Raw genomic sequence first — 24861 nt, 5'->3', positions numbered from 1 at the left:
GCAGATCACAAAATCGGACCCACGGTTGCGATAACATTGTTCCAGATTCGATGCTGTGGTGACCAGGCCAATACATCGGCGAGACCAACCGATTGCGATTTGGCGATATAGGATTGTTGTCTTGCGTGAATACGGTCTGTCATGGCTTGATCCTGAAACAGGATATTGTTTTCGTAGTTCAGGTCGAAACTGCGCAGATCTAGATTTGTTGACCCAATAACAGAGACCTTCCCATCCATTGTGAAGGTCTTGGCGTGCAGCAATCCGCCCTGAAATTCGTGAATGATGCAGCCTGCTTCCAGCAATCGGCGGTAAAAGCTGCGGCTTGCGGCTGCTACAATCCAGCTGTCGTTCCGCGCCGGGAATATCAGGGTCACGCGAATGCCGCGGTATGCCGCCGCGCAAAGCGATTCCAGCAATGTCGCATCCGGCACAAAGTAGGGCGTTGAAATTGTAATCTCGCTGCGAGCACAGGCGATCAGGCTGGAAAAGAGCTGCGGCGTCGCGCTGCGGCGCACTGTCGGGCCGTCGCCGACAACCAGAGCGGGGAACCCGTCTGACTGGGCGGTTTCACCGGATGGGATCTTGTCGAATTTCTCACCTGTTGCTGCCGTCCAGTCGCTTATAAACAACAATTGGTTCTGGGCAACAACGGGCCCTTTGAACCGCAGCATGATATCAACCCAGGGCGCATACTTCGGCTTTACCAGAAATTCCGGGTCGGCTGAATTGCGGCTGCCGCAATAGGTTATGCTGCCATCAATCACGGTAATCTTCCGGTGGTTGCGCATGTCGATGCGGCTGGTCAGTACCGTACGAACCGGATTGCCAAGCGAGAGCGACACGGCAAGCCGCACGCCGGCCTTCTCCATTCGTTGCCACAACTGCGATGCGATGAGCCTGCGTGAGCCAAGCCCGTCGGCCATGGCACGGCAGGTCACGCCACGGGCGCTGGCGCGCATCAGCGCTTCGGCAAGGCGGGTTCCGGTCCGGTCACCCAGCCAGATGTAGTAGAGCACATGAACATGATCGGTTGCGCCGTCGATGTCCTGCACCATCCGGTTGATCGTTTCTTCGGGCGTCTCCAGCAGTTCCGCCTGATTGTTTGGCAGGGGGTAAAGACCGTTTATCGAGGCGGCATATTGAAAGGCCGGAATATAGGCCGGGTCAATCAGGTTGGTGCCGGTCTCCGGATCCCCGGCCACCGCGCTGGTCAGTGCGTCGAGTTCTGCGCGTATCTCACGGCGTTTTTTACTGGCGCGATGGCCAATATCGACTTCCCCAAAGAGAAAATATGCAGAGCTACCAAAGTAGGGGATGACATTGATCACGATAAACCAGGCAAGCCGTGCAGGCGGCGACAGGTCATCTCGCAGCAGGATCCGGATGGTAAATGCCAGGACCAGAAGTGCGTGGCCGGTGGTCAGGACGATCAGCACGTCGGGTGCCCCCTTGAGATTTCAAAGTCGAGCAACACCGGTAGATGGTCCGATGCGCGGCGCGCTTTCAGTGATGTGTGAACGCTGGATGCAATCGCGGATATATCTCCGCATAGGATAAACCTGTCCAATGCAGCAACCCTGCGGCTGGCGTGAAAGCTGAAGCCGGGGGTGATCACCTCATGCCCATGCACTGGCAGCTTTCGGCCCCAGTGGTTAAAGTCGCCGGCGATAATCGTGGGAATGCCGGAATTGCCGACATGGGCACAGAGCGCCTTGAACTGCTGCTTTCTTATGCCGCTGGTGAGGGCGAGATGCGCGCCGACAACGGCGAATCCCGTCATCTTGAAATACGCGGCAATCGCGCCGCGCGGTTCACGCGCAGGCAGGGCGATACGTTCGGTGCCCGGAGTCGGGAAATGCCCGACCCGATACAAAATAGCATTCCCGTGCCAGCCGTGGCTCTGACTGTTTAACGAATGCCGCGCCAGAACAAGGCCATGCTCTTTTTGCAGGCGGTCAAGCGGCAGAACGCCGGGGCGCTGGCCAAGGCGTTTGTCTGCCTCTTGCAGCACCACGATATCTGCATCAAGTTCGCCGATAACATCCACAATCCGGTGCGGATCTCGCCGCCAGTCAAGCCCAAAGGCCTTGCGGATATTGTAGCTTGCCAGTCTCATTGGCTACCTGCTGCCTCAAGTCATCATATAGGTTGCATACTGGCAGGAGGTTCAGAGACATGAAAGCGGGAACCTGAAGACCACAGCGATGCTGCATGGAAGGCGCTTCATTCATCTATCGCGGATGCGTTGCAGCTGCGTTCAGTCGGTCAGGCGCGCCAAGTAGTCTGAATGGGTAGCAAAGAAAGAGCGGATAAGGGTTGCAACCCGGTGATCCAGGCTGCGTAGCCGAGGCAATTCTTCCAGCACCTGATCCAGCCCGGTCAGCGCATTTTTGTCCTGGTCGCCCAGATCCTCGGGGCGTGCGAAACCCATCGACCAGGCGGGAAACAGGCGGTCGGATACCTCGCCTTGAACCAGCCGTAGAAATTGTTTGTGGTTGGGGTTTGCGGCGATACGGGTGACACAGGCCTCGACCGCTTCACGCTCTCCCTCCAGCACCTGCAAGAATGACCCGTCATGGTACATTAATAAGCCACTGATATGATCGCGTTGGTTATTTCGGCGGGCCACGGCCAGCAGGGCCTCAAGCTGCGCGTCTGAAAACAGGTTCATCGCGGCACTAATATAGACTGTCCTGTACATGATCGGCCCCTGATCGTTTTAAGGCGACTCTACCCCAGGCGCGCCGATCAGGCTATAAATTTGGTTGACGCAGGGGGTCATACCACCAGCCCCTCGCGCTTGAGGTTCTCGATCTCGTCGGCGATGGCCGTTGCAAAGGCCTGCCCCACTGGGCTGAGCGGGCGGCCGCGCGGTACGAATTGGGCAATGTCCCAGGTGATTTCAGGGATCAGCTGATGCGCTGTGACCTTGTTGGTGTCGATCAGACGTAGCGCCACCGGGTCGACGATGGCCAGGCCAACGCCGCGCTCGACCAGCCGCACAACCCCCTGCAGGGTGCGCAGTTCGGCGGCGATGGTGCGCCGCACGTCAATCGTGTCCATCATATTGTCAACGCGCTGGCGCAGCGGGCTGTCCGGAGAGAGGTCGATAAACCATTCCTTGCGTAGTCTGGGCAGGGGGATTTCCTCGACCGTGCCAAGCGGGTGTCCCCGAGGCATGATGCAGCGCGCGGCACAATGGCCCAGTGGCTTGGCATCACCGCCAAAGGCCTCGGCGTTGAGGGTGATGCCAAAAGCAAGGTCGCAGCGCTGTTCAGAGATCATCCGCAGCAGCTCGGCCATGCCGACATCAACGATCTGCACCGTCGCCTGCGGGTGGGTTTCACGAAATCTTTGCAGCGCATCGAGCAGAAATGTGTCGCAGAACACCGGCTGCGCGGCAATCACGAGGTGGCCGACTTGGCCATTGGCTATGGCCACGGCCTCTTGCTCTAGATCATGCAGCCCGGCGAGGTGACGCACCACTGTCTGGTGAAATCGAAAGGCCTCTGGCGTGGGGGCCAAGCGATTGCGTTTACGCAAGAAAAGCGTAAATCCGACTTTGTCCTCAAGCCCGGATAAAAGCCGACTGATCATCGGCTGGCTGGTCTCCAAATACTCGGCCGCGAGCTTGCCGCCGCCCAGCCGCATGTAGGCGTCGAAGGCCTCCAGTTCTTTGAGTTTGTACATGATCGCCTCTCAGTATGCATTTTATGCAACTCACGGCATGCCATTGTCAACAATCGCATACTGTGGATGGTGTCGCCAATCCAACAGCTCCGGATTTTCCGGACCAGACGTGAGGTGAACATGAAAAAACTACTCGGATCGATTGCTCTTGCTATGATCGCCATGACCGGCCCGCTTGCGGCTCAAACCTATCCGGAACAGGCGGTGACGCTGGTTGTTCCCTATGGCCCCGGCGGTGCCTCTGATCTTGCCGGGCGCGCCCTGGCAGAGACCGCGCAGCCCGCATTGGGCCAGCCTCTGACTGTGATGAACCGGCCCGGTGCTGGTGGCATGAACGGCGCCCGCTCGGTTGCGGCTGCTGATGCTGATGGCTACACGCTGCTGTTGGCCCGCGTTGGCATGGCGCTGTCACCCGCCGTGATGCCGGGCTCTGCCGTTCCGTGGGATTCCTATACCTTCCTTGGCATGCTGGAAGCCACGCCAATGATTCTCGCCGTGCGCAGCGATGCCCCATATGATTCTGTCGAGGCGCTGATTGCCGCTATCGAAGGCGACAAGGGAAGCATGACTTATGCCGCGTCGGGCGCCACTGCGATTGACGGTTTCACCACCCAGGCTCTGCTGGCCGACAACGATCTTGACCCCCTGACAGCCGCGACCCTGGTGCCCTACAAAGGTGGCGGTGCGTTGGCCACGGCGCTGCTGGGCGGTCACGTGGATTTTGTTGCCATGTCCGCAGGATCGCTGATGCCGCATATCGAAAGCGGAGATCTCAAGGCGCTGATGGTCTTTGCGCCCAAGCGTATGGAGAGCCTGCCCGAAGTCGCCACCGCGCAAGAACTGGGGTATGAAACCGCTGGCCAGATCGCTGGCTGGAGCGCGCTTTACGGTCCCAAGGACCTGCCCGAAGCGGTTGTCGCCAAATGGAACACCGTCCTGTCTGACGTGGCCACCAATGAACAGTGGCTGGAACTCGCGCGCCGTCGTGGGTCTATCTCGACAATCGGTGACGTCGACATGACCGAGTTTGCCAAGCAGCAGTATGAACTGTTCCACGGTCTGGCGAAGGACTTCGGTTACCTGCCCAACTAAGGGCGCGCCGCACCGGCCGCTTGACGACCTACTGGCGTGGCCCGGATCGGGCCGCGCCGCTCTCCTCATACGAGGACCTTTTTCCCCCAGGAGTCCCGCCATGTCCAAGCCCGTCCTGCGGGGGCTGGTAATTGCTGCTTTCTTCGCGCTTACCGCCTTCGCCCTGGTCCCTACATTTGTGCCCCGTCCCGCGTTCATTCCCGGTTTTGCGCCGCCGCCGGACATGTGGCCACGCGCTGTTTCACTGATCGGGATTGCACTTGGCCTGCTGGCGTTGTGCCTGGCGCTGACCCGGCCCGCAGCACAGGAAGAGCCCGTCGAAACCGATGGCAGCAGCCCATGGCGCATGGGGTTGCGGTTCGCTGGGTTGGTGGGCGTTTTCGGCCTGTTCCTGCTGCTGATACCGTACCTTGGCTTTTTGCTCTCGACCATGGCCTTGACGCTGGTTGTGGTGCTGATGACCGGAGAGCGCGACCACAAGCTGTGGATCTTTTTGCTGTCTTTTGTCGGGCCAGGGCTGCTGCTTCTTTTCTTCACCTACTCGCTCGGCACCCAGTTTCCCAAGGGCGCGCTGACCAAGCCCTTTGGCTTCTGATAGGAGATATCCATGCTCAACGAAATTCTATCGGCGCTGCAATCGGTTGCCACGCTTCAGAACCTGCTGATCATGATCGCAGGTATCTGGGGTGGGGTCATTGTTGGCGCCATTCCCGGCATGACCGGAACTATGGCGGTGACCTTGGCACTGCCCTTCACCTTCTACATGGATCCGGTGCCATCGATTCTCCTGTTGGTCGCCCTGTACAAGGGCTCGACCTATGGGGGGTCGGTCTCGGCCATCCTGATCAAGACACCGGGCACTGCCTCGGCTGCCTGTACCGCGCTTGACGGCTATCCGCTGGCTCAACAGGGCAAGGCGGGCAAGGCGCTGAACATGGCGCTGTATTCTTCGGTGATTGGTGATTTTATCTCCAATCTTTCGCTGATCTTCTTTGCCGCGCCGCTTGCCATCCTGGCGCTGCGGATCGGTCCGCCTGAGTTCTTTATGCTGATGTTGTTTGCGCTGACCACCGTGGCTGGCGTGTCCGGCAATTCACTACTGCTTGGCCTGGTGTCCGCGGCCCTTGGGCTGCTGTTGGCGACGGTGGGCGAAGACATGTACGGCTCGTTCCGTTTCGCCTTTACCCCTGACATGCAGGCGGGGCTGTCGATTGCGCCAGTGCTGATTGGCCTGTTTGCGCTGCCTGAGTTGATAAAGCTGGTGGTGATGCGGGTGGCCAAGAAGGAAAAGGCCGCGACACTTGGCGCACAGCATGTGACGCGAGAAGAGTTCATGGGCTCGTTGCGCAGCATTCTCAAAGGCTCTGTGATCGGCTCTGTTCTGGGGGCAATCCCCGGTATTGGCCCATCATCGGCGGCGTTCTTTTCCTATGGCGAGGCGCAGCGCAGCTCCAAGCGCGGCAGCAATTTTGGCAAGGGAGAGCTGGAGGGCATCGCGGCGTCGGAATCGGCCAACAACGGTGCCTGTGGCGCAACAATGATCCCATTGCTGGCGCTTGGGGTGCCGGGTGACGTGATCACTGGCGTCATGCTGGGAGCCTTTATGATTCAGGGCCTGACGCCCGGCCCGCTGCTGTTCCAGACCAACATGCACGAGGTCTATATGCTGCTGATCGGCATGTTGATATCCTCTGTTCTGCTGTTCTTTGCAGGCAAGGCAACCATGCGTATGTTTGCCAAGGTTTCGTATATCCCGCAGACGCTGCTGACACCGCTGGTGCTGCTGTTGTGCATCTTTGGGATCTATTCGATTGCCTCAAGCACCTTTGATGTGGCGGTACTGCTGGTCATGGGCGTGGTCGGCTTTGGCATGTTCCTGCTGAACATCCCGGCCGCGCCATTCCTGATCGCCTTTATCCTTGGCCCGATGCTGGAAGAAAACCTGCGCCGTGCGATGGCGATTTCACGCGGGGATCCATCGGTCCTGCTCTCCACCCCGATTACCTGGATCTTTGCTGCACTCATCGTGTTTGCGCTTGGCTTTACGCTGCGCCGTGAAATCCGGAAAACCAAGACAGAAAGACAAGTTGCACAATGACACACCAGAGCGAGACCCTCTGCGCCGAGGACCGGCTGAAACGCGCAGGTCAACATCTTTGCGATCTGATCGCCTTTGATACGGTGTCGTGCAATGGCAACCGGGCCCTGATCGACCATATGGCGGCCTATTTCGGGGATCTAGGCGCACGCATCACCATCCTGCCCGACGAAACCGGTGCCAAGGCCAACCTCGTCGCGGCCTTCGGTCCCGAAGATGTGGCTGGCCTGGTCTGGTCCGGTCATACCGATGTGGTGCCCGCAGTTGAGCCAGAGTGGCAAAGCGATCCCTTCGTCGCAGAGCTGCGGGACGGTAAGCTCTATGGACGGGGGGCCTGCGACATGAAGGGCTTTGCGGCCTGCGCCATGGCAGTTGCCCCCGATTTGGCTGCTGCAAAGCTGACGCGGCCCGTTTACCTGTGCTTTTCCTATGACGAAGAGGTGGGCTGCCTGGGGGCGCCTGCGATTGCGCGGTATCTGGCGGCACTGCCCACCCCGCCAGAGTTCGCGATCATTGGTGAGCCTTCGATGATGCAGCTGGTGACCGGCCAGAAGGGCAAGATTGCCATGCGGGCACAGGTCAACGGCACCTCGGGGCATTCCTCATTTGCACCAGAGCACGTGAACGCCATCGAATACGCTGCCCAGGCCATCGCGCGTATCTCTGAACGCGGCCGCCGCTACGAGCAGGAAGGGCCATTTGATGCGGATTTTACGGTGCCACATGCGACCATGCTGGCAACCATGATCAAAGGGGGCGTCGCCACCAATGTTACCCCTGAAAGCTGCGGTTTCACCTTCGAGCTGCGCGCGATCCCCGAGATGGACCCCGAGGCTGACATGGCCGCGCTACTGGCCCAGATCGAGACAGAGGTGAGTGCGGCCATGGCCGCGAAGGTTGAAGGCACCGGCATCACCTTTGAACGCATTTTTGCCTATCCCGCGATGGGTGAGGCGCGCAACACCGCTGGGTTTACCCGCTACGCATCTCTGTTGCCGGCCTGGGGCGGCAAGGTTTCCTACGGATCCGAAGGCGGCGTGTTCGAGCAACTGGGCGGCATTCCCTCAGTCATCATCGGGCCAGGTTCGATCGCGCAGGCGCACAGGCCGAACGAGTTTGTCTCGCTCGAGCAGTTGGGCCTTTGCGTCGACTTTCTGGGCAGCCTCATATCGCACCTGTCGCAACAGGCTGGCGCAGGGCGCACCTGATCTGAAGTGCCAAGGGCAGGGCGCCACCACACGACCTGCCCCTGACAAATCCGACTCGCTGCTTGGTGTCCGGGTCGAGGAAGGCGACGGCGTCTACATCTGTGCGCAATGCGCGACCGAGACCTCTGGAACCTACGACGTGCCGACAGGCTGGTGATGGGCAACGGTGCCCCCGCGTAAGTGATGTCTATGGCGAAGAAACCGAATGCAAAATTCAAGGGTGCGGTCGGGCCGCTATCTGTGGCGATATCTCCGTCCCCTAGGATTCCGTTGACCCTGACGGTGACAGGATCAACATTGCGTTCAATCTTTACAGAGCGCACATCCCTTCACCAAAGCTGATCTCGTGATCTACCTGCACGGCGTTGGTCAAGCGGCATGCGCTCATGCGGGGTCGTGTTGAACGGGGGGGGCGGCAAGGAAAATTGGATATTGGCCACTTCGAAAAGGGCATGCAGGGTTCGCGTTCCATGTGAAACACTCACCTGGGGCTATTCGATCCGTTTCACTGCACGCGCCTGCGCGTTGCGCCACTTGCGCGGCGGCATGCCCATCTTCTTGCGAAATGCGTAGGTGAAACTGCTGACACTTGCATAGCCGAGCTGGCTGGCGACCAATTTGATGGGGGTTCCATCGAGTATCGCATCACATGCGGAGCGCAATCTGGCCTGTTCGGTATCCTGCGCCACGGTGCAGCCGAACACTTCGCGGTAGGCCAGCGCCAATCGGTTGGCCGCCAGCCCAAGTCGGGCCGCCAGTTCGCCCAATCCGGGCGGTGCCATCGCTTCGGCCTGTAGCATGACGTGGGCCTCATGCGCAGCCTGCACCTCACGTGGTGCAACGCCGGGGGGCCTGTCGGTGGACAGGGTCTCTAGTTGATAACAGAGGATCTGCAGGGCGGCTGCCTCGATCAACTGAGTGCGAAGTGGCAAACGGCTGTGCAGTGCCTGCTCAAGCGATATCCTGAGGTAGCTGGGCAGCGGCGCTTTGGTAAGAAAAGACGGTCCACCCATCCCGTCCAGAAGCCTCTGAACTGCCTTGGGGACCTTACCCGCAAACCATCTCTCGACCATTTCCAGCGGCGCGTTTACCCCAAAGATATCGGCTTCACGCCGGTTCAGCCGAAACAAAGCGCCGGATTCACGGGGACGGATCAGACCGACCGTTTCGCTTTGATAAAGGGCACCACAGGTCAACTCGGCGGCAAAGCTGCCTCCCAAAGGCACCTGCGTAAAAACAAAATCTGCAGGCCGGTTGCTGACGACTTCTACCGTGTCCGGGCCGTTGGAGCGAAACCGCGTCTTGGTCCAGGCGATGCCGGTATCCGGGGCGGCCTTTGCCCGCTGGACCTCGATATCCACCGCTGGGGTCTTCACCGCTACGGTCTCCACCCCCGACAAGCAGAGCTCAACCGGTTGAGAGGCGTCAGAAGAAGATGAATCAAGAGACATTCAGAGATAAAGGCTATCAGAAACAACGGGCAAGCATAGGCTAGGTGAACGACGCCTCCCGTGCAAGAGGCGGGGCACCTTTCAGTATTGCAGGCTGAGATTCGACAAAAAAAGCCGCTATCTCGACAAACACGTTCCCTACACGACCCGTGCGAATTGGATATGATTTGCCTGATGCCGCGCATGTCTAAGACGGGCGGCCCTTAAGACAGACAATAACTGGATTCCTCCTGATCGCGCTCTCACCGGCAGCGGCATGTTTTGGCGTGCTTTTGCGCTGGAGACGCAAGGCAGGGGAACCGGATGGGAGGCGGAGCATGGTGACATTGGGGGGAAACGCAGCGGCGGGGCTGAGGGGAGCTGAAATGCTCTGTGGCAGATCGGTGATGGGGGCCGCGATGCTCTTAGCGCTTTTCGCCGTAGGCGGCGAACCTGCGCTGGCATTGGACAGATGGAATGGAGGCAGCATGAGAAACGAAGGTTTCGGCACTTGCCGCATCGAAATGCAGAGCAGCGGCACGGGGGCTCAAGTTCGTGCTGCGGGGCGCGACGCTGGTGGCTACATGTACAGTTATTATGATGGCAGTATGATCAGTCGCCCTGCCATCACAGAAACGATCTTGGAAGACTATTGCAGTTTTACATCCGTCAGAAATCTCGTGCAGAGTACGCCCGCCGCGTCTTATGCAGCCGAGGATTGGTTTGGGTTCGAGTTCGAGTTCGTCAGGCCCGGGGATGGCCTCTACCGCGGTAGGCACGGGCTGACGGGGGCCACAGGCACCCAGCTGGTCTCAGAAGAAACCTTGCTTGATCCGGTTCCGACCGTCACCCTTTCGGGGCTAAGCGGCACTTTTATCAATCCACAGATCGTCACCGCCACCTTTAGCGAGACAGTCGACGGCTTTGGCGCGTCGGACATCCAGGTGACAAATGCCACCATTTCCAGCTTCGCCGGGTCGGGTGCCACCTATACGTTCACGGTTGCACCCGATGGACCGGGTACCGTGACGGTCCAGGTGCCTGCACATAGCGTCACCGACAGTGTATCCCTGCCCAATCCTGTTTCCAACACGCTGAGCGGCACAGCGGAAACGGTCAGCGTTACAGCGGATTTCACTGCTAACCCTGGATTTGGAATTTCGGTGCCGCATACCGTTTTCTTCACAGACCAATCCTCATCTACTCCACCGGCGTTGAAGACTTGGAACTGGGACTTTGGCGACGGCGATTCAAGCACGTCACAGAACCCGATTCACACTTACATGACCTTCGGTACTTTTTCCGCAACGCTGGAAACCTGCGTCTACACGACCTGCGACACCAAGAGCATGACCATCGAAGTGGTGGATGTTCCTGCCACCATGACGCCAACGCTGTCAGGGTTTAGTGGCAATGTGGTAGGCGCGCAGACCGTGACGGTGGAATTCAATGCGGGCGTGGATACTTCGGATGCGCTGAAATTGTCGGATTTTGACGCAACCAATCTGACGCTCTCGAACCTGTCTGCAGGGTCGCCGACGCCTGCCTATGACCAGACGCAGAGCTATACGCTGACCGCGACGCCGGATGGGGACGGCGCCATATCGCTGACCCTGCCAGCAGGTGTGGTGTCCAACTATCGCAGCGTAGCAAACACGGCCTCCAACACGCTCTCTGGTGTTGTGGACACCACTGCGCCCACCATCACGCTGGTGGATGCGGGCGCCAGTACCACCCCTTATGTTGGCTATCGTTCTGTTGTCGAATACCCATCTGGCACGATATTTGTACTCGGATACTCAGCCACGTTTCCCGATACAGTTGTGCGCATGGGCAGGAGCATTCTTCCTGACAACAAAATGCGCTATACGATTGTCCCGCAACGTGACGGCCCGGTCCATGTGACCTTCCCTGCCGGGATGTTCAGGGATGTCGCCGGAAACCTCAGCGCCGAGACCCGGATAGATCTTGGTTATGCGGATGTGGACGAGCCACGACCGGAGATTACTGGTATGCCCACATCGGTTGGTGGTGCGTTCGATGCAACCATCACGTTTTCCAAAACCGTCGAAGGGTTCACCGGGTCGGACATTCAGATCAGCGGTGGTACGCTCTCGTCCCTTGCGGGGAGCGGTGCGAATTATACCGCCCGGATTACCCCGGACGGCAGTGCCTCCATCACAATTTCTATCCCTGCGGATGCCGCACAACATGTGGCAGTCGCAGGGGTGCCCGGTGTTTTCTCTGTCGCCGCAGCCCCCGTGAGCACAGTCTATAACACCACGCCGGTGGCCAACGCAGGGCCAGATCAGGTGGTGCAAAGCGGCGCAGACGTCACATTGGACGGCAGCGCGAGTGCCGACCCCAATGGCGATGCGCTCACCTATCACTGGAGCGCGCCCGCAGGGGTTACGCTGAGCGACGCGACGATGGCACAGCCCAGCTTTGCCGCGCCGACCCTGTCGCCCGGTGATCCGGATAAGGTGCTGTCGATCACGCTGACGGTCGATGATGGCACAGAGACGCATCAAGACACCGTTGGCGTGACGGTAATGGCGCAGGTTGCCGCCACGCTTTCGGGGCTGCCGTCCGACATTCGTGGGACCGAGACGATAACTGTAAGTTTCAGCCGCGATGTGACCGGCTTTGATGAGGCGGATCTACAGCTTCAGAACCTCACCCTCAGTGCCTTTTCGGCGAGCTCACCCAGTTCTTATCAGTTTGATGTTACCCCGGTGGCGCGTGGTCCGGTTTCGATCACCCTGCCCGCAGGCGTCGCGCAGGACAGCAGAGGAAACACCAATGCGGTTGCCACACTCTCGGCCACAGGTTTCACCAATGAGGCCCCCTTAGCGGACGCCGGGTCGGACCAGGTTGCTGGTGGTGGTGTGCTCGTCACTTTGGATGGATCAGGGTCGACCGATCCCGATGGCGACAGCCTGAGCTACCGCTGGACGCCCCCTGCGGGCATCAGCCTGAGCGACCCGGCTGCGGCACAACCCAGCTTTACCACCCCCGGCATTTCCCCCGGAGATCCAGATCAGGAGCTGGATTTCACCCTTACCGTAGATGATGGCACCGAAACCCATAGTGATCAGGTCAGGATCATCCTGCGTACGGATGTAAGCGTAACCCTCGCAGGGCTTCCCAATAGCTTCAGCGGTCCGGGGCAGCATCAGATCAACATTCAGTTCTCGCGTGCGGTCACCGGGCTGACGGCCAGTGATCTGGTGATCTCTGGCGGAGAGGTACAGTCGCTCAGCGGCAACGGTGCGACCTATCAGGCACAACTGCGGGCCAGTGGTCAGGGGGATCTTGCGGTTTCCCTCCCGGCGGGTGTGGCACAGGACAGCAACGGCATTCCCAATGCGGCGTCAAACGAGATGACGGCGGTGAACCGGATTGTGGAACAAACCAGCCAGTTGATTGCAGGCTTCATGCAGGCCCGGACCAACAATCTGATCAGCAACCAGCCGCGCGTGGCTGATTTCTTGCTTGGGCGCAGCACAGGCAACCAGATGAATGCTGCCGTCACCCGTGGTCGGTTCAACATGGATATGGCAATCGCCCCGCAAGGCGGAGCATGGGGCACCTTCCGCGCTGCCGTCAGCGAGAGCGATGGTCAAGACAGTGGCTACGCGCTTGCGACCATTGGGCGGCATATCGAGGTAAAGCCAAATCTGCTGCTGGGGGCGATGCTGCAACTGGACTATGCCGAAACCACCGAAGGCCCCGCCGAGGTCGACGGCTATGGCTGGCTGGTCGGACCATATGCGGTGTATCGCTTGCCCGATCAGCCGGTGATTTTCAGCGCGCGTATTCTTTATGGGCAATCCAACAACGATATCGCACCGCTTGGCACGTATCGCGATCAGTTCAAAACCGAACGCTGGCTCGCCCAACTCGGTATCACCGGAGAGGTCATCAGCGGCGGATGGAGCGTCTTTCCCTTCCTGACGGCCAGTCATGCCCGCGATGATCAGCATGCCTATACCGACAGCCTCGGCAACACGATCCCGGCTCAGGGGTTTCAGTTGACCAATCTGGAGCTGGGCGCGGATTTCGAACTGCAACTGACGCGCGAGACCGGCCAGCGGGTTCTGACGGGCGGTCTTTCGGGGATTTGGTCGGCAACCTCAGGATCCGGTGCTGCCGCCCTGCGCGAGCCCGCCTATGAAGGTGGACGCCTGCGGTTGGAACTGGGCTACGGCGGTGTGTTGCCCGGTGGTGGCCGGTTCCAATTCAACGCGTTCGGCGACGGCATCGGCGCCCGTGGCTACGCCAGCTACGGTGTGGAGGGAACCTATTCCTTTGCATTCTAACGGTTTGCCTTGGCCGCCTCGGCGATGTGGGGCGGCCATGGGAGTGGAGCAAAGCATCAGTTCGCCCAGGATGTCGGGAATGCCGCGGTCGACGATAAGGGGGGGGCGGAGATGGCCTGTGCCGCACCGTAGGCGATCAGGTCCTACGGCCGGTTTCGGGGATTGTGTGCAGGCCATGGTGGGCGAGTTCTTCAATGAGTCTGGTCCTGCCCGCACCCGGACCACCCGTCACGACGAAGACGTGGTCGCTCATGGGCGATCCTCGAGTTTTATCGCGGGAGAGGGCTGCACGGCGGTTTTTACGCCATTGGCGTGAAACGCAGTTGCATTGATTTTCCAGTGGAAAACATTACGCGCCCACGCGTTAGCTGAAAAGCCTATGACCAAACTCTATACTGTCGTGGGATTTTCAAAGGGTGATTTGGTGGAGCCTAGGAGGATCGAACTCCTGACCTCCTGCATGCCATGCAGGCGCTCTCCCAGCTGAGCTAAGGCCCCAAATCACTCCGCTAGATGTCTGGGCCGTAGGCCTGTCCGTCTTGCGGTGTGAGGGTGATTTAAGGGACGATGGAGCGGGCCGCAAGAGGAAAATGCACCATCGTCACGAGTTTTTTTGCCAAGGCTTCTTGCCTGATCCCCAGGCAGCCGGTGGGCTGCTTGGGAGAGGTTGCGCAGCCTGGGCTGGCCTTAGGTATCGTCGTCTTCAGACGCGACATCGGCGATCTCTTCGAGCGGCACGGTATCATCGTCGTCGTCGTCGTCGTCCAGAACGTCATCGCCCAGATCCAGATCGACGTCTGTGTCGTCATCGTCCAGAACATCGCTGTCATCGGCGTCGTTTTCTTTGGCTTTGTTGCTGGCGGCATCCGCTGCGTCGGCTTCGATCATCCGGCTTTTGCCAGTGCTGAGTTCAACAACTTCGCCCGTGTAGGGGCTGACGATCGGATTTTTGTTCAGGTCATAAAACCGCTTGCCGGTGGTTGGGCAGACGCGCTTTACGCCCCATTCTTCGTTGGGCATGTGGGTCCCCTTGATTTACTGGTGAGTCGTATCGACGATTCAGTTGCCTTGCCATATGAGGTAGGCACTGTCAAAGCCTTTGCCATAAAGGGACACCGCCATGAGCGCATATCACCTGCCCGGAGATCCACCGGTCCCGCTGATTCTGCGGCGCTCGGCGCGGGCGAAACGGATCAGCCTGCGCATATCGGCGCTGGACGGGCGGGTGACGCTGACGCTGCCCAAGCGGCTGGCGGCGCGCGAAGCCCTGGACTTCGCCGCTGAAAAAGAGGCCTGGATCCGCGATCATCTGGCGCGCCATCCAGTGCCGGTTGCGGTTGGTTTTGGCAGTATACTTCCCGTTGAAGGAGTGCCGCGTCGCATCGTGCCCGGGTCGGCGCGCGGGGTGAAACTGGCCGAGGACACAGTTGCCATTGGCGGTAGCAACCCGGCAAAGTCACTGCAACGCTACCTGAAAGAACTGGCCCGGGATCGGCTGGCAGAGCGTTCCGATCACTATGCGGCGCAGGTCGGGCGCGATTATGCCAAGCTGAGCCTGCGCGACACCCGCTCGCGCTGGGGGTCTTGTTCCTCTGCCGGGACGCTGATGTATTCCTGGCGTCTGATTCTGGCCCCGCGTGAGGTGCTGTCTTATGTCGCCGCCCATGAGGTGGCGCATCTGGTCGAGATGAACCATTCGGCTGATTTCTGGGCCGTGGTGGCGCGGCTCTATGGCGACAGCACGGCACCGCGCCGCTGGCTGCGCCAAGAGGGGGGCGGGCTGCATCGCTACCGGTTTGAGCCTGTTTAGGCGGGCCTCGGCCGAAATCTGGGCTGGCTGGTTGCAGCAAATGGCGCGGCATGCATTCGGCGCTTGACCTGCGCTATGTTTGTGATCACAGACATGCACCATGTCGATACCAGTCAAACCCATTGCAGCGCCCGCCACCGATACCAGTGCTTCGGCCCATGATAGGGTTTACCGGGCGCTGCGGGCGCGGATCATGTATGGTGACATTGCCCCGGGCGAGGCGCTGACCCTGCGCGGTATTGGCCGCGAATATGGGGTTTCGATGACCCCGGCGCGCGAATCCCTGCGCCGTCTGGTGGCCGAGGGGGCGCTGTCGCTGTCCTCCTCGGGGCGAGTTGCCACGCCTGAGCTGAGCAATGAGCGGATCGAAGAACTGGCGGCCCTGCGGGCGTTGATCGAGGTCGAGCTGTCCAGCCGTGCCCTGCCACGGGCGCATATGGCGCTGATTGATCGGCTGCAAGCCATCAATATGACCATCGCCGAGAAGGTCTCTAAACGGGACGCGGTTGGCTATATTCGCACCAATCTTGAATTTCACCGCACGCTTTATCTGCGGGCGCAGGCGCCGGCTATGCTGGCCATGGCAGAAACGGTCTGGCTGCAGCTTGGGCCTACCATGCGGGCGCTCTATGGGCGGCTGCGGCGCACCGATCCGCCGCAGAACCACCGGCTGATCATTGCCGCCCTCAAGGCTGGTGACGAACCGGGCCTGCGTCTGGCGGTGCGATCCGACGTGACACAGGGCCTGCGGCTGCTGGTGGTCTAGGCCCAAACAAGTGAACGTGGAAAGAGATTTGGAACAGATGCCTAGAGAAATACGAAAGGCAAATGCTGCAGATGCAGAGGCTCTGACCGCCTGCATTGATGCAGCCTATGCTAAATATGCCAGCCGTATTTCCGACCTGCCACCCGTCTCCTCTGGGATTTCAGAGGAAATTGAGCAGAGCCAAGTCTGGGTCGCGACCGAAAGCGGTCAAGTGATTGCGGGCTTGTTTCTCTCTGCCCATGAGGGGGTCTTGAAGCTAGCCAACATCGCGGTTCACCCCGATCACGCGGGCAAGGGCTTGGGTCGTGCGCTGATGGAATACGCGGAAAACGAGGCCAAGCGGCAGGGGGTTAGCGAAATGCGTCTCAGCACACATGTTGATATGCCTGAGAACGTGCGGTTGTACCAATACCTTGGCTGGCAAGAATACGAACGCAAAGGCAATCGCGTTTCGATGCGCAAAAATCTGGGAACCGCCAAGAGAACCGTGTGAGCAAGCCAGCCCTGAAAAAGCCGACGCATTCGCCGACTTTTTTGTTGGTTGGGATAGCCTTAGGCTGCCAGCCCTTTGGAGCCGATGTCGAGGAACTTTTGACGACGGTCCTTGATCAGCTCTGCGCCATCCAGGTCCTTCAACTCGTCGAGCATGTCCTGAATGGCAAGCCCAACCGAAGCCATCGTGGTCTTGGCGTCGCGATGTGCACCGCCCAGGGGTTCGGGGATGATCCGGTTGATCACCGCGAGTTCATGCAGGTTTTGCGCGGTGAGACGCAGGGCTTCGGCGGCTTCGCGCATCTTTTCGGCGTCTTTCCACAGAATAGAGGCGCAGCCTTCTGGCGAAATCACCGAATAGACCGCATGTTCCAGCATCGCGACACGGTTGGCGGTGGCAAAGGCCACAGCGCCGCCGGACCCGCCTTCGCCGATGATAACTGAAACCACCGGCACGCCGATTTTCAGGCTCATCTCGGTTGAACGGGCAATGGCCTCGGATTGGCCGCGTTCTTCGGCACCCTTGCCGGGATAGGCCCCGGTGGTATCCACCAGTGTGACCACGGGCAGGCCAAAGCGGCCGGCCATTTCCATCAGCCGCACGGCCTTGCGATAGCCTTCGGGGCGGGCCATGCCAAAGTTGTGCAGGATGCGCGCCTTGGTGTTGGATCCCTTTTCATGGCCGATCACCATCACGGGCTGATCATTGAACCGGGCCAATCCGCCCATGACCGCGAGGTCATCGGCAAAGTTCCGGTCGCCGGCCAGCGGTGTGTATTCTGTAAAGAGCGCGTCGATATAGTCGCGGCAATGGGGCCGTTCCGGATGACGCGCTACCTGGCATTTGCGCCAGGGGGTCAGCTCTTTATAAAGATCCTTCAGCAGCTGCTCGGCTTTGACGTCCAGCGCTGCGGCCTCATCGGCCATATCCATCTCTTCATTGGCCCGTGCCAGGGCGCGAAGTTCTTCTGCTTTGCCTTCGATTTCGGCCAGCGGTTTTTCAAATTCCAGATACTGTGTCATATCGCCTCGCTCTCGCGTTTTGCCGTATATGGCCCTCTGCGCGCCCAGATGCAACTGTTGCCCGACTGCGCCGTCAATTTGTGCCCTGCCGGGGTATAGACTGTGGGCGGCAAAAGAATGTGATGCGGGCATCGGTTCCGCAAGATTGGTAGATTGCAACCGTGCCAAATCTGTTCGGACACCACAAAGGGAACCCCAAGGTCAGGGTCTCTGCCTACGAAAAGCGCATTCTGCGCGTCCTCGACTATATCCATGATAACCGGCTGGAGACCTGTCCTAGATCAGTTGTCTGATATGGCGGCGATGTCGCGATTCCATTGGCACCGAGTGTTTCATGCTGTCACCGGCGAGACCAGGCTGGCACAGATCGGTGCCTCGGTGGCGATTAATTACGACAACCCCGATGCAACGCCAGAGGCGCAGTTGCGCAGCTTTGCTGGCGGCGAACTTCAAGGCGGCCCAACGCCAGACGGTCTGGAGGATGCGACCATAGCTGCGGCAGGGTTGCGGTGCTGACCTACAAGGGACCCTATGCCGGGATTTCGGCAGCCTATCATAGCCTGTTTGGCAATTGGTTGCCGGAAGCAGGTGAAGAACCGGCAGAGGCCCCCTGTTGCGAGATCTATCTTAACAATTCGCGTGAGGTCGCCCCGGAAGAGCTGCTGACCGAGATCTGCCTGCCGTTGAAGTAGGAGAGGGCTGGCCGCAGTTATTGCGGCCAGATCACCGGATAGAGCGAGGCCACGAGCAGCCCGGCCATCAACCAGTTGAACTGTGTCAGGCGGCGCGGATTGGTCAGGAAACGTGCCATCTGCTGGCCCAGGATGGTCCAGGATCCCACCGAAGGCAGGTTGATCGCGCCAAAGACCGCACCGACCAGAAAGATCGCCCATAGGGTTTGGTCGGGGGTGTAGGCCGTGATCGCGGTCAGCGCCATGGCCCAGGCCTTTGGGTTGACCCATTGAAAGGCCGCTGCCTGTAGAAATGTCATCGGCGTTCCGGTCGCACCGCTGGCCTGCGCGGGGCCGGCATTGGCAATTTTCCACGCCAGGTACAGCAGGTAGACCACTGAACAGATCTTGAGCAGGGTATAGGTCAGCGGTATCGCATCAAAGATCTGCACCAGCCCTGCGCCCACCAGAACCACCATGAAGACAAAGCCAAGCGCCACCCCAAGCATATGCGGGATGGTGCGGCGAAAGCCAAAGTTGGCCCCCGAGGCCATCAGCATCAGATTGTTCGGTCCCGGCGTGATCGAGGACACAAAGGCAAAAAGCGCAAGCGCCAGAAAGAGTTCATATGTCATTGAGTGAATTTGCTGCGTATTGCCCCAAATGAAATTGCGTTTTCGTGTGTGTTCTGCGTATTTTTGCAATCAATGGCAAAGAATGATCAGATAAACCAACATATATTGCGTGAGCTCACCCGCGATGGCCGCATCAGCAATCTTGAATTGGCTGATCGCGTTGGGCTGTCGCCCTCGGCCTGTCTGCGCCGGGTGCAGGATCTGGAACAGGCTGGGGTGATTACCGGTTACCGTGCCGTGTTGGACCGCGATGCCATGGGCGCGGGGTTTGTTACCTATATTGGGGTTGGCCTGGGCGAACACACCAAAGAGGCGCAGACGGCCTTTGAACGCGCCATGCAAGAGGCCCCGGAGGTGGTGGAATGCCACAATATCACCGGCACCATCGAGTACCTGTTGCGGATCGAATGCGCTGATCTGCCCAGCTACAAACGGTTTCACACTGATATTCTGGGCACCTCTCCCTTTGTGACTGCTATCACTACCTATGTGGTGATGGGCTCTCCCAAGGATCTACGGGCCTAGCTGCGGAGGGGCAGCAGTGTTGCAATCGCAATCGCCGGGGACGCAAGAACGGGCAGGGCGGTGCAGTGCTGCAGCAGGTCCTTTGCCCCCGCCATGGAAGCCTGTGCAAGCACCACGCAAGAGGTGTCAGGCGCCAGGGCTAGGCTTGTTTCGACCTGGGTTGCGATTTTTGCGTGGAACAGCGGGGTGTCGCCCTCGATAAAATGGGGCCAGAGGTCGGGAAGCGGCAGGGGGCGGATCTCGGCGGCTCTGCCCCGCTCTGCAAAGGCGCGCTCTAACAGGGCAGTCGAAGGGGCGCGGGTGCTGTCCAGGCAATAGACCATCATCACCGGCCCGCCGATCTCTGCGGCGCGCTGCATCATCGGCCAGTCAATGCGGGTGGCACCGGCCATTTCGGCCACTGCGCCGATGGTGGTGCAACTGCACAGCACAGGCCCCGGTGTTGCCTCAATGGCGGCAGAGATTTCCTGCCGCAGCTCTGCCGTCATGCCGGTCTGCGCCCGTGTGAGCCAGTCTGGACGCACCACATGCGCCAGCAGTGCCTGCGGGGCTAGTGCATCAAAGCTCGCCACATGGACTTCGGCGGTATGAAACAGGGTCAAATCGGGCATGACATCACCTTCAGGCGCGCGTGATTGCAAAAAAAAGGGCACCCAAGAGGCGCCCTTTGATCTTTGCGGGTAGAGTGCTTTGCGTCAAAGGCTTTAGCTATTGGCGATCAGCTCTGACTGGGCCACGATGACTTCGGCCTGTTTGATCGAGGCGATATCGACCAGGCGGCCCTTGTAGACGGTTGCACCTTCGCCATTGGCCTTTGCCTGTTCCATCGCGGCCAGAATTTCGCGGGCCTCTGCGACGGCGGTTTCAGAGGGGGTGAAGACCTCATTGGCAAGGCTGATCTGCTTGGGGTGGATAGCCCATTTTCCCACCATACCCAGCGTGGCCGAACGTTTTGCTTGTGCGATATAGCCCTCATCATCTGAGAAATCGCCAAAGGGACCATCCACCGGCAGCACCCCGTGGGTGCGACAGGCGGCGACAATGGCGGCCTGGGCCCAGTGCCAAGGGTCGGACCAGTGTTTTTCGCCGCCGTGCAGCATGTAATAGTTTTCCTGGGTGCCACCGATCCCAGTGGTCTGCATTCCCATCGAGGCGGCAAAATCGGCCGCGCCCAGCGACATGGCCTGCATCCGGGGCGAGGCGGCGGCGATCTCTTCCACATGGGCGATGCCCGCAGCCGATTCGATGATGACTTCAAAAGAAACCGGTTTGCTACGGCCCTTGGCGCGTTCAACCGCAGTGACCAGCGCATCCACCGCATAGACATCTTCGGCACAGCCCACCTTGGGGATCATGATCTGGTCCAGCCGATCACCGGCCTGTTCCAGCAGGTCAACCACATCGCGATACCAGTAGGGCGTATCCAGTCCATTGATCCGCACCGACATGCATTTATTGCCCCAGTCAATGGTGTTCAGGGCCTCGATGATATTGGCGCGGGCAATATCCTTGTCGGAAGGGGCAACCGAATCTTCCAGGTCCAGGTTGATGACATCCGCCGCCGAGGCCGCCATTTTGGGGAACAGTTTGGTGTTGGAGCCGGGGCCAAACAACTGGCAGCGGTTTGGGCGGGCGACTGGGCTGGGCTGAATGCGAAAGCTCATAGAGGCAATCCTTTGGGTAAGGAAATTACGATTTGATCCCGCAAAGTGGTAAGAAATTGCGCGCGGCCTTGCAACCCTTACTTTGCAGGCGCAGCATTTTCTGTGCGGCATGTGCGCAATAATCGGCAGTGGGGCGCAGGGATCGGCGGTATTTTGAATAATGATCGAATATTCTTCGATTATTTACATCGATTGTGCTGTATTCTCCCAAAACTACTACGCTGCAAAAGCAAAAACGGGACCGCATCGCTTTGCCCTTCAACTAGAATCGCCCAGAACTAGAAATCCTTTGGAGGGCCCGAGATGATCGAGACACCATATCTGTTGTTCCTGGGCGATGCGCCCGACATGCTGGCTGCCAAGGTTGCGATTGGCATCCGTGACTGGCGCCCTGACCATGCGGTGGGCCAGATCCGTCTGCCCGGCTGTGGCGCGGATCTTGGCCTGACCGAGATGACCCTTGCCGAGGCCAAGGCGGCCGGCGCCAAGACTCTGGTGATTGGCGTTGCCAACCGGGGTGGGCTGATTTCTGCGGCCTGGAAAGAAGTGCTGATCCAGGCGCTGGAAATGGGCTATGATCTGGCATCTGGCCTGCACAACTTGCTGCGCGATGAAGGCGATCTTGTCGCTGCAGCGCAGACCTATGGCGGTACCCTTCACGATGTGCGTGTGCCCACCGTTGGCTATCCGATTGCCAATGGCGTCAAGCGCCGGGGCAAACGCTGTCTTGCGGTTGGCACCGATTGTTCTGTTGGCAAGATGTACACCGCCCTGGCGATGGACGCCGAAATGCAGGAACGCGGCATGAAGTCGACCTTCCGCGCCACTGGCCAGACCGGCATCCTGATCACCGGTCACGGCGTGCCGCTGGATGCGGTGGTTGCCGATTTCATGGCGGGATCAGTAGAATATCTGACACCCGACAATGACGACGATCACTGGGATCTGATCGAAGGGCAGGGCTCTTTGTTCCACATCTCCTATTCGGGGGTCACCATGGCGCTGGTGCATGGCGGTCAGGCTGATGCGCTGATCCTGTGCCATGAGCCAACCCGCGCGCACATGCGCGGCCTGCCGGATTACTCGGTGCCGAGCCTGGAAGAGCTGCGCGATGTGGCCCTGCCTCTGGCGCTGCGGGCCAATGCCGATTGCAAGGTTGTTGGTATTTCTGTCAACACCCAGCATCTGACCGAAGAAGACGCGGTGGCATATCTTTCCGAAGTCGAAGCACGTATGGGCATCCCGGCGGTTGACCCCTATCGCCACGGCGCTGGGCGTTTGGTAGACGCGCTCGCCGCGATCTGATCTTTACACGGGGGCGTCTGGGAACAGGCGCCCTTTTTCTGCCTGCTGTTTGGCTCTGCCTACCCTTTGAAAGGATGCGACATGCATATCTCTGTGACGCCCGATGTTTTTAAATTGGCGCAGGTCTTTACCATCTCTCGTGGGTCGCGCACCGAGGCCAAGGTGCTGACGGTTAGGGTTGAACAGGATGGCGTCACTGGCTGGGGCGAATGCGTGCCCTATGCCCGCTATGATGAAACGCTGGAAAGCGTCACCGCCGAGATCGAGGGCCTGCCCGCCGATTTCACCCGCGCCGAACTGCAAGACCTGCTGCCCGCCGGGGCAGCCCGTAACGCGGTGGATTGCGCCCTTTGGGACCTGGAGGCCAAGCAGGCAGGAAAACCCGTCTGGGAACTGGCCGGTCTGCCCGCGCCCGGCCCGGAAATTACCGCCTATACCCTGTCGCTGGCCAGCCCGGACGAGATGCGCAAACAGGCGGCTGAAAACGCACATCGCCCGCTGTTGAAGATCAAGCTGGGCACCCCGGACGACATGCCCCGGCTAGAGGCCGTGCGCGCCGGTGCGCCAGAGGCCAAGATTATTATCGATGCCAATGAAGGTTGGTCGGCCGAAGTCTATGCCGCGTTGGCCCCGCATCTGGTGCGCCTTGGTGTGGAACTGGTGGAACAGCCGCTGCCAGCTGGTGAAGATGACGCGCTGATCGGTCTGGACCGCCCGGTGCCTGTCTGCGCCGATGAGAGCTGCCATGACCGTGCCAGCCTGCCCAAGCTGAAAGGCAAATATGATGTGGTCAACATCAAGCTGGACAAGACCGGTGGGCTGACCGAAGCTTTGAAGCTGCGCCAAGAGGCCCTGGCACTGGGCTATGATGTCATGGTGGGCTGCATGGTGGGATCGTCATTGGCGATGGCCCCTGCGACCTTGCTGGCGCAGGGGGTTTTGGTGACAGATCTTGACGGGCCGCTGCTACTGGCCGAAGACCGCGAGGTCCCATTGAAATTTGACGCCGAGGGTGTACACCCACCGCAGACCGCGCTTTGGGGATAGAACGACCATATAGGCGATCCGGTGGATCCTCTTTGGTGAGGACGGGCAAGGCCCGCAGAGACAAGGAAAATGACATGACCCGCACTGTTTATGTAAACGGCGAATACCTGCCCGAAACCGAAGCCAAGATTTCGATCTTCGACCGTGGCTTTCTGATGGCCGATGGCGTCTACGAAGTGACCAGCGTGCTGAATGGCAAGCTGATTGATTTTGACGGCCACGCGGTGCGTCTGGCGCGGTCGCTGGATGAGCTCGACATGCAGGCACCCTGCACCAAGGAAGAACTGCTGGAGATCCACCGCGAGCTAGTCGCCCGCAACGAGATCGTCGAAGGTCTGGTCTATTTGCAGGTTACCCGTGGGTCGGACGGGGATCGTGACTTTGTCTTTCCCGATCCCGAAACCACCAAGCCGACAATCGTTTTGTTCACCCAGAACAAACCCGGCCTGGCCGACAACCCTGCCGCCAAGAAGGGCGCCAAGATCATCTCTATCGAAGATATCCGCTGGGGGCGTCGCGACATCAAGACCGTGCAGCTGCTCTACCCTTCGATGGGCAAGATGATGGCCAAGAAGGCGGGCGCCGATGATGCCTGGCTGATCGAAGATGGTTATGTCACCGAAGGCACCTCGAACAACGCCTATTTCGTCAAGGATGGCAAGATCGTCACCCGCCCGCTGAGCAACGACATCCTGCATGGTATCACCCGCAAGGCGGTGTTGCGCATGGCAGCTGAGGCCCAGATGGTGGTGGAAGAGCGTCTCTTTACCATTGATGAGGCCAAAGAGGCCGACGAGGCCTTCACCACATCGGCCAGCGCCTTTGTGATGCCGGTGATCGAAATCGACGGCGTCGCGCTGGGCGATGGCACCCCAGGCCCAATCGCCAAGCGCTTGCGGGAAATCTATCTGGAAGAGAGCCTGAACGCGGCGATCTGAATTTCCCTTTGGGAAAACCAATAAGACCAATAAAAGGCCAGGCTCCGACGGAGTCTGGCCTTTAGTCATGTCGCCATCTGGTGCAGGTCAAAGGCGGGACGCTTTAGTGACAGTGCACGCGGCCTGTGCTGGTTTGTTTGTG

Annotated in this window: 23 protein-coding genes, 1 tRNA gene and 1 pseudogene; 13 read left to right on the top strand and 12 right to left on the bottom strand. The window is 59.6% G+C overall.

Going from position 1 to position 24861, the window contains the following annotated elements; all coding sequences use genetic code 11:
- Positions 1-5: 5 nt before the first annotated feature.
- From cls to ACN0VH_RS09955, 4 genes are all read right to left on the bottom strand, one after another.
- Positions 6-1439, bottom strand: coding sequence for a cardiolipin synthase (cls, locus tag ACN0VH_RS09970; protein ID WP_278922837.1), 1434 nt, complete (start codon positions 1437-1439; stop codon positions 6-8).
- Entirely contained in the window at positions 1433-2119 is a 687-nt protein-coding gene (locus ACN0VH_RS09965; protein WP_417700526.1) for an endonuclease/exonuclease/phosphatase family protein, read from the bottom strand. The genes cls and ACN0VH_RS09965 overlap by 7 nt, the downstream gene beginning before the upstream one ends.
- A gap of 141 nt (positions 2120-2260) precedes the next feature.
- Positions 2261-2704 (bottom strand): BLUF domain-containing protein, encoded by a 444-nt coding sequence (locus ACN0VH_RS09960; protein WP_417700525.1) that lies wholly within the window; start codon positions 2702-2704, stop codon positions 2261-2263.
- Positions 2705-2781: 77 nt separating this feature from the next.
- Positions 2782-3693: a LysR family transcriptional regulator gene (locus ACN0VH_RS09955; RefSeq protein ID WP_278922840.1), complete on the bottom strand. Its 912-nt coding sequence runs from the start codon at positions 3691-3693 to the stop codon at positions 2782-2784.
- A gap of 120 nt (positions 3694-3813) precedes the next feature.
- Between ACN0VH_RS09955 and ACN0VH_RS09950 the strand changes: the two genes are divergently transcribed.
- The 4 genes from ACN0VH_RS09950 (at position 3814) to argE (ending at position 8091) form a co-directional block, all read left to right on the top strand.
- Positions 3814-4785, top strand: coding sequence for a Bug family tripartite tricarboxylate transporter substrate binding protein (locus tag ACN0VH_RS09950; protein WP_278922841.1), 972 nt, complete (start codon positions 3814-3816; stop codon positions 4783-4785).
- Positions 4786-4885: 100 nt separating this feature from the next.
- Complete coding sequence (locus tag ACN0VH_RS09945; protein ID WP_278922842.1) at positions 4886-5380, top strand: tripartite tricarboxylate transporter TctB family protein; 495 nt, start codon at positions 4886-4888, stop codon at positions 5378-5380.
- 12 nt (positions 5381-5392) lie between these two features.
- Complete coding sequence (locus ACN0VH_RS09940; protein ID WP_278922843.1) at positions 5393-6883, top strand: tripartite tricarboxylate transporter permease; 1491 nt, start codon at positions 5393-5395, stop codon at positions 6881-6883.
- Positions 6880-8091, top strand: coding sequence for an acetylornithine deacetylase (gene argE / locus ACN0VH_RS09935; RefSeq protein WP_417700524.1), 1212 nt, complete (start codon positions 6880-6882; stop codon positions 8089-8091). Before ACN0VH_RS09940 ends, argE begins: the two co-directional genes overlap by 4 nt.
- A gap of 491 nt (positions 8092-8582) precedes the next feature.
- On the opposite strand, the gene ACN0VH_RS09930 is transcribed toward argE, so the two are convergent.
- Positions 8583-9467 (bottom strand): helix-turn-helix domain-containing protein, encoded by an 885-nt coding sequence (locus ACN0VH_RS09930; RefSeq protein ID WP_417700523.1) that lies wholly within the window; start codon positions 9465-9467, stop codon positions 8583-8585.
- Between the two features lie 542 nt (positions 9468-10009).
- Here ACN0VH_RS09930 and ACN0VH_RS09925 point away from each other — a divergent pair.
- Positions 10010-13843 carry an Ig-like domain-containing protein gene (locus ACN0VH_RS09925; RefSeq protein ID WP_417700522.1) on the top strand — a complete coding sequence of 1278 codons (3834 nt, stop codon included), beginning with the start codon at positions 10010-10012 and terminating at the stop codon, positions 13841-13843.
- A gap of 136 nt (positions 13844-13979) precedes the next feature.
- On the opposite strand, the gene ACN0VH_RS09920 is transcribed toward ACN0VH_RS09925, so the two are convergent.
- From ACN0VH_RS09920 to ACN0VH_RS09910, 3 genes are all read right to left on the bottom strand, one after another.
- Entirely contained in the window at positions 13980-14096 is a 117-nt protein-coding gene (locus tag ACN0VH_RS09920; protein ID WP_278922847.1) for an AAA family ATPase, read from the bottom strand.
- Between the two features lie 169 nt (positions 14097-14265).
- Positions 14266-14341, bottom strand: a tRNA-Ala gene (locus ACN0VH_RS09915).
- Positions 14342-14530: 189 nt separating this feature from the next.
- Positions 14531-14863: a TIGR02300 family protein gene (locus ACN0VH_RS09910; RefSeq protein WP_278922848.1), complete on the bottom strand. Its 333-nt coding sequence runs from the start codon at positions 14861-14863 to the stop codon at positions 14531-14533.
- Positions 14864-14963: 100 nt separating this feature from the next.
- Between ACN0VH_RS09910 and ACN0VH_RS09905 the strand changes: the two genes are divergently transcribed.
- The 3 genes from ACN0VH_RS09905 (at position 14964) to ACN0VH_RS09895 (ending at position 16912) form a co-directional block, all read left to right on the top strand.
- Complete coding sequence (locus ACN0VH_RS09905) at positions 14964-15653, top strand: M48 family metallopeptidase (RefSeq protein WP_417700521.1); 690 nt, start codon at positions 14964-14966, stop codon at positions 15651-15653.
- Positions 15654-15753: 100 nt separating this feature from the next.
- Positions 15754-16419, top strand: a complete 666-nt coding sequence (locus tag ACN0VH_RS09900) for a GntR family transcriptional regulator (protein WP_278922850.1) — start codon at positions 15754-15756, stop codon at positions 16417-16419.
- 37 nt (positions 16420-16456) lie between these two features.
- Complete coding sequence (locus tag ACN0VH_RS09895; protein WP_369011407.1) at positions 16457-16912, top strand: GNAT family N-acetyltransferase; 456 nt, start codon at positions 16457-16459, stop codon at positions 16910-16912.
- A 59-nt stretch (positions 16913-16971) separates the two neighbouring features.
- On the opposite strand, the gene ACN0VH_RS09890 is transcribed toward ACN0VH_RS09895, so the two are convergent.
- Positions 16972-17934 (bottom strand): acetyl-CoA carboxylase carboxyltransferase subunit alpha, encoded by a 963-nt coding sequence (locus ACN0VH_RS09890; RefSeq protein ID WP_278922851.1) that lies wholly within the window; start codon positions 17932-17934, stop codon positions 16972-16974.
- A 170-nt stretch (positions 17935-18104) separates the two neighbouring features.
- Here ACN0VH_RS09890 and ACN0VH_RS09885 point away from each other — a divergent pair.
- Positions 18105-18626, top strand: a pseudogene (locus ACN0VH_RS09885) (AraC family transcriptional regulator).
- Positions 18627-18643: 17 nt separating this feature from the next.
- Here ACN0VH_RS09885 and ACN0VH_RS09880 read toward each other — a convergent pair.
- Positions 18644-19240 (bottom strand): LysE family translocator, encoded by a 597-nt coding sequence (locus ACN0VH_RS09880; RefSeq protein ID WP_278922852.1) that lies wholly within the window; start codon positions 19238-19240, stop codon positions 18644-18646.
- Positions 19241-19312: 72 nt separating this feature from the next.
- Here ACN0VH_RS09880 and ACN0VH_RS09875 point away from each other — a divergent pair, with 72 nt between their 5' ends.
- Complete coding sequence (locus tag ACN0VH_RS09875; RefSeq protein ID WP_232402919.1) at positions 19313-19765, top strand: Lrp/AsnC family transcriptional regulator; 453 nt, start codon at positions 19313-19315, stop codon at positions 19763-19765.
- On the opposite strand, the gene ACN0VH_RS09870 is transcribed toward ACN0VH_RS09875, so the two are convergent.
- Both ACN0VH_RS09870 and ACN0VH_RS09865 read right to left on the bottom strand, forming a co-directional pair.
- Positions 19762-20376 carry a hypothetical protein gene (locus tag ACN0VH_RS09870; RefSeq protein WP_417700520.1) on the bottom strand — a complete coding sequence of 205 codons (615 nt, stop codon included), beginning with the start codon at positions 20374-20376 and terminating at the stop codon, positions 19762-19764. The genes ACN0VH_RS09875 and ACN0VH_RS09870 overlap by 4 nt on opposite strands.
- Before the next feature lie 93 nt (positions 20377-20469).
- Positions 20470-21429 carry an L-malyl-CoA/beta-methylmalyl-CoA lyase gene (locus tag ACN0VH_RS09865; protein WP_278922854.1) on the bottom strand — a complete coding sequence of 320 codons (960 nt, stop codon included), beginning with the start codon at positions 21427-21429 and terminating at the stop codon, positions 20470-20472.
- Between the two features lie 303 nt (positions 21430-21732).
- On the opposite strand from ACN0VH_RS09865, the gene dgcN reads away from it, so the two are divergent.
- From dgcN to ACN0VH_RS09850, 3 genes are all read left to right on the top strand, one after another.
- Complete coding sequence (gene dgcN, locus ACN0VH_RS09860) at positions 21733-22734, top strand: N-acetyltransferase DgcN (protein WP_278922855.1); 1002 nt, start codon at positions 21733-21735, stop codon at positions 22732-22734.
- Positions 22735-22815: 81 nt separating this feature from the next.
- A complete protein-coding gene (dgcA, locus tag ACN0VH_RS09855; protein ID WP_278922856.1) occupies positions 22816-23781 on the top strand; it encodes an N-acetyl-D-Glu racemase DgcA in 966 nt (321 codons plus the stop codon).
- A 74-nt stretch (positions 23782-23855) separates the two neighbouring features.
- Complete coding sequence (locus ACN0VH_RS09850) at positions 23856-24719, top strand: D-amino-acid transaminase (RefSeq protein WP_278922857.1); 864 nt, start codon at positions 23856-23858, stop codon at positions 24717-24719.
- Positions 24720-24861: the final 142 nt, after the last annotated feature.

The organism is Pseudophaeobacter sp., assembly GCF_048267565.1.
GTDB classification, from domain to species: Bacteria; Pseudomonadota; Alphaproteobacteria; order Rhodobacterales; family Rhodobacteraceae; genus Pseudophaeobacter; species Pseudophaeobacter profundi.
Note: the sequence above shows the minus strand (reverse complement) of the source record. Positions and strands in the feature narration are given on the sequence as shown.

What these genes read in the sequence shown, in the direction of transcription:
- ACN0VH_RS09960 (WP_417700525.1), bottom strand. Translation starts at nt 2,704, where the DNA reads ATGTACAGGACAGTCTATATTAGTGCCGCGATGAACCTGTTTTCAGAC.
- ACN0VH_RS09955 (WP_278922840.1), bottom strand. Translation starts at nt 3,693, where the DNA reads ATGTACAAACTCAAAGAACTGGAGGCCTTCGACGCCTACATGCGGCTG.
- ACN0VH_RS09895 (WP_369011407.1), top strand. Translation starts at nt 16,457, where the DNA reads ATGCCTAGAGAAATACGAAAGGCAAATGCTGCAGATGCAGAGGCTCTG.
- ACN0VH_RS09920 (WP_278922847.1), bottom strand. Translation starts at nt 14,096, where the DNA reads ATGAGCGACCACGTCTTCGTCGTGACGGGTGGTCCGGGTGCGGGCAGG.
- ACN0VH_RS09910 (WP_278922848.1), bottom strand. Translation starts at nt 14,863, where the DNA reads ATGCCCAACGAAGAATGGGGCGTAAAGCGCGTCTGCCCAACCACCGGC.
- ACN0VH_RS09965 (WP_417700526.1), bottom strand. Translation starts at nt 2,119, where the DNA reads ATGAGACTGGCAAGCTACAATATCCGCAAGGCCTTTGGGCTTGACTGG.
- ACN0VH_RS09880 (WP_278922852.1), bottom strand. Translation starts at nt 19,240, where the DNA reads ATGACATATGAACTCTTTCTGGCGCTTGCGCTTTTTGCCTTTGTGTCC.
- ACN0VH_RS09865 (WP_278922854.1), bottom strand. Translation starts at nt 21,429, where the DNA reads ATGAGCTTTCGCATTCAGCCCAGCCCAGTCGCCCGCCCAAACCGCTGC.
- ACN0VH_RS09940 (WP_278922843.1), top strand. Translation starts at nt 5,393, where the DNA reads ATGCTCAACGAAATTCTATCGGCGCTGCAATCGGTTGCCACGCTTCAG.
- ACN0VH_RS09950 (WP_278922841.1), top strand. Translation starts at nt 3,814, where the DNA reads ATGAAAAAACTACTCGGATCGATTGCTCTTGCTATGATCGCCATGACC.
- ACN0VH_RS09905 (WP_417700521.1), top strand. Translation starts at nt 14,964, where the DNA reads ATGAGCGCATATCACCTGCCCGGAGATCCACCGGTCCCGCTGATTCTG.
- ACN0VH_RS09945 (WP_278922842.1), top strand. Translation starts at nt 4,886, where the DNA reads ATGTCCAAGCCCGTCCTGCGGGGGCTGGTAATTGCTGCTTTCTTCGCG.
- ACN0VH_RS09925 (WP_417700522.1), top strand. Translation starts at nt 10,010, where the DNA reads ATGAGAAACGAAGGTTTCGGCACTTGCCGCATCGAAATGCAGAGCAGC.
- ACN0VH_RS09870 (WP_417700520.1), bottom strand. Translation starts at nt 20,376, where the DNA reads ATGCCCGATTTGACCCTGTTTCATACCGCCGAAGTCCATGTGGCGAGC.
- dgcN (WP_278922855.1), top strand. Translation starts at nt 21,733, where the DNA reads ATGATCGAGACACCATATCTGTTGTTCCTGGGCGATGCGCCCGACATG.
- ACN0VH_RS09875 (WP_232402919.1), top strand. Translation starts at nt 19,313, where the DNA reads ATGGCAAAGAATGATCAGATAAACCAACATATATTGCGTGAGCTCACC.
- ACN0VH_RS09900 (WP_278922850.1), top strand. Translation starts at nt 15,754, where the DNA reads ATGTCGATACCAGTCAAACCCATTGCAGCGCCCGCCACCGATACCAGT.
- argE (WP_417700524.1), top strand. Translation starts at nt 6,880, where the DNA reads ATGACACACCAGAGCGAGACCCTCTGCGCCGAGGACCGGCTGAAACGC.
- ACN0VH_RS09890 (WP_278922851.1), bottom strand. Translation starts at nt 17,934, where the DNA reads ATGACACAGTATCTGGAATTTGAAAAACCGCTGGCCGAAATCGAAGGC.
- dgcA (WP_278922856.1), top strand. Translation starts at nt 22,816, where the DNA reads ATGCATATCTCTGTGACGCCCGATGTTTTTAAATTGGCGCAGGTCTTT.
- ACN0VH_RS09850 (WP_278922857.1), top strand. Translation starts at nt 23,856, where the DNA reads ATGACCCGCACTGTTTATGTAAACGGCGAATACCTGCCCGAAACCGAA.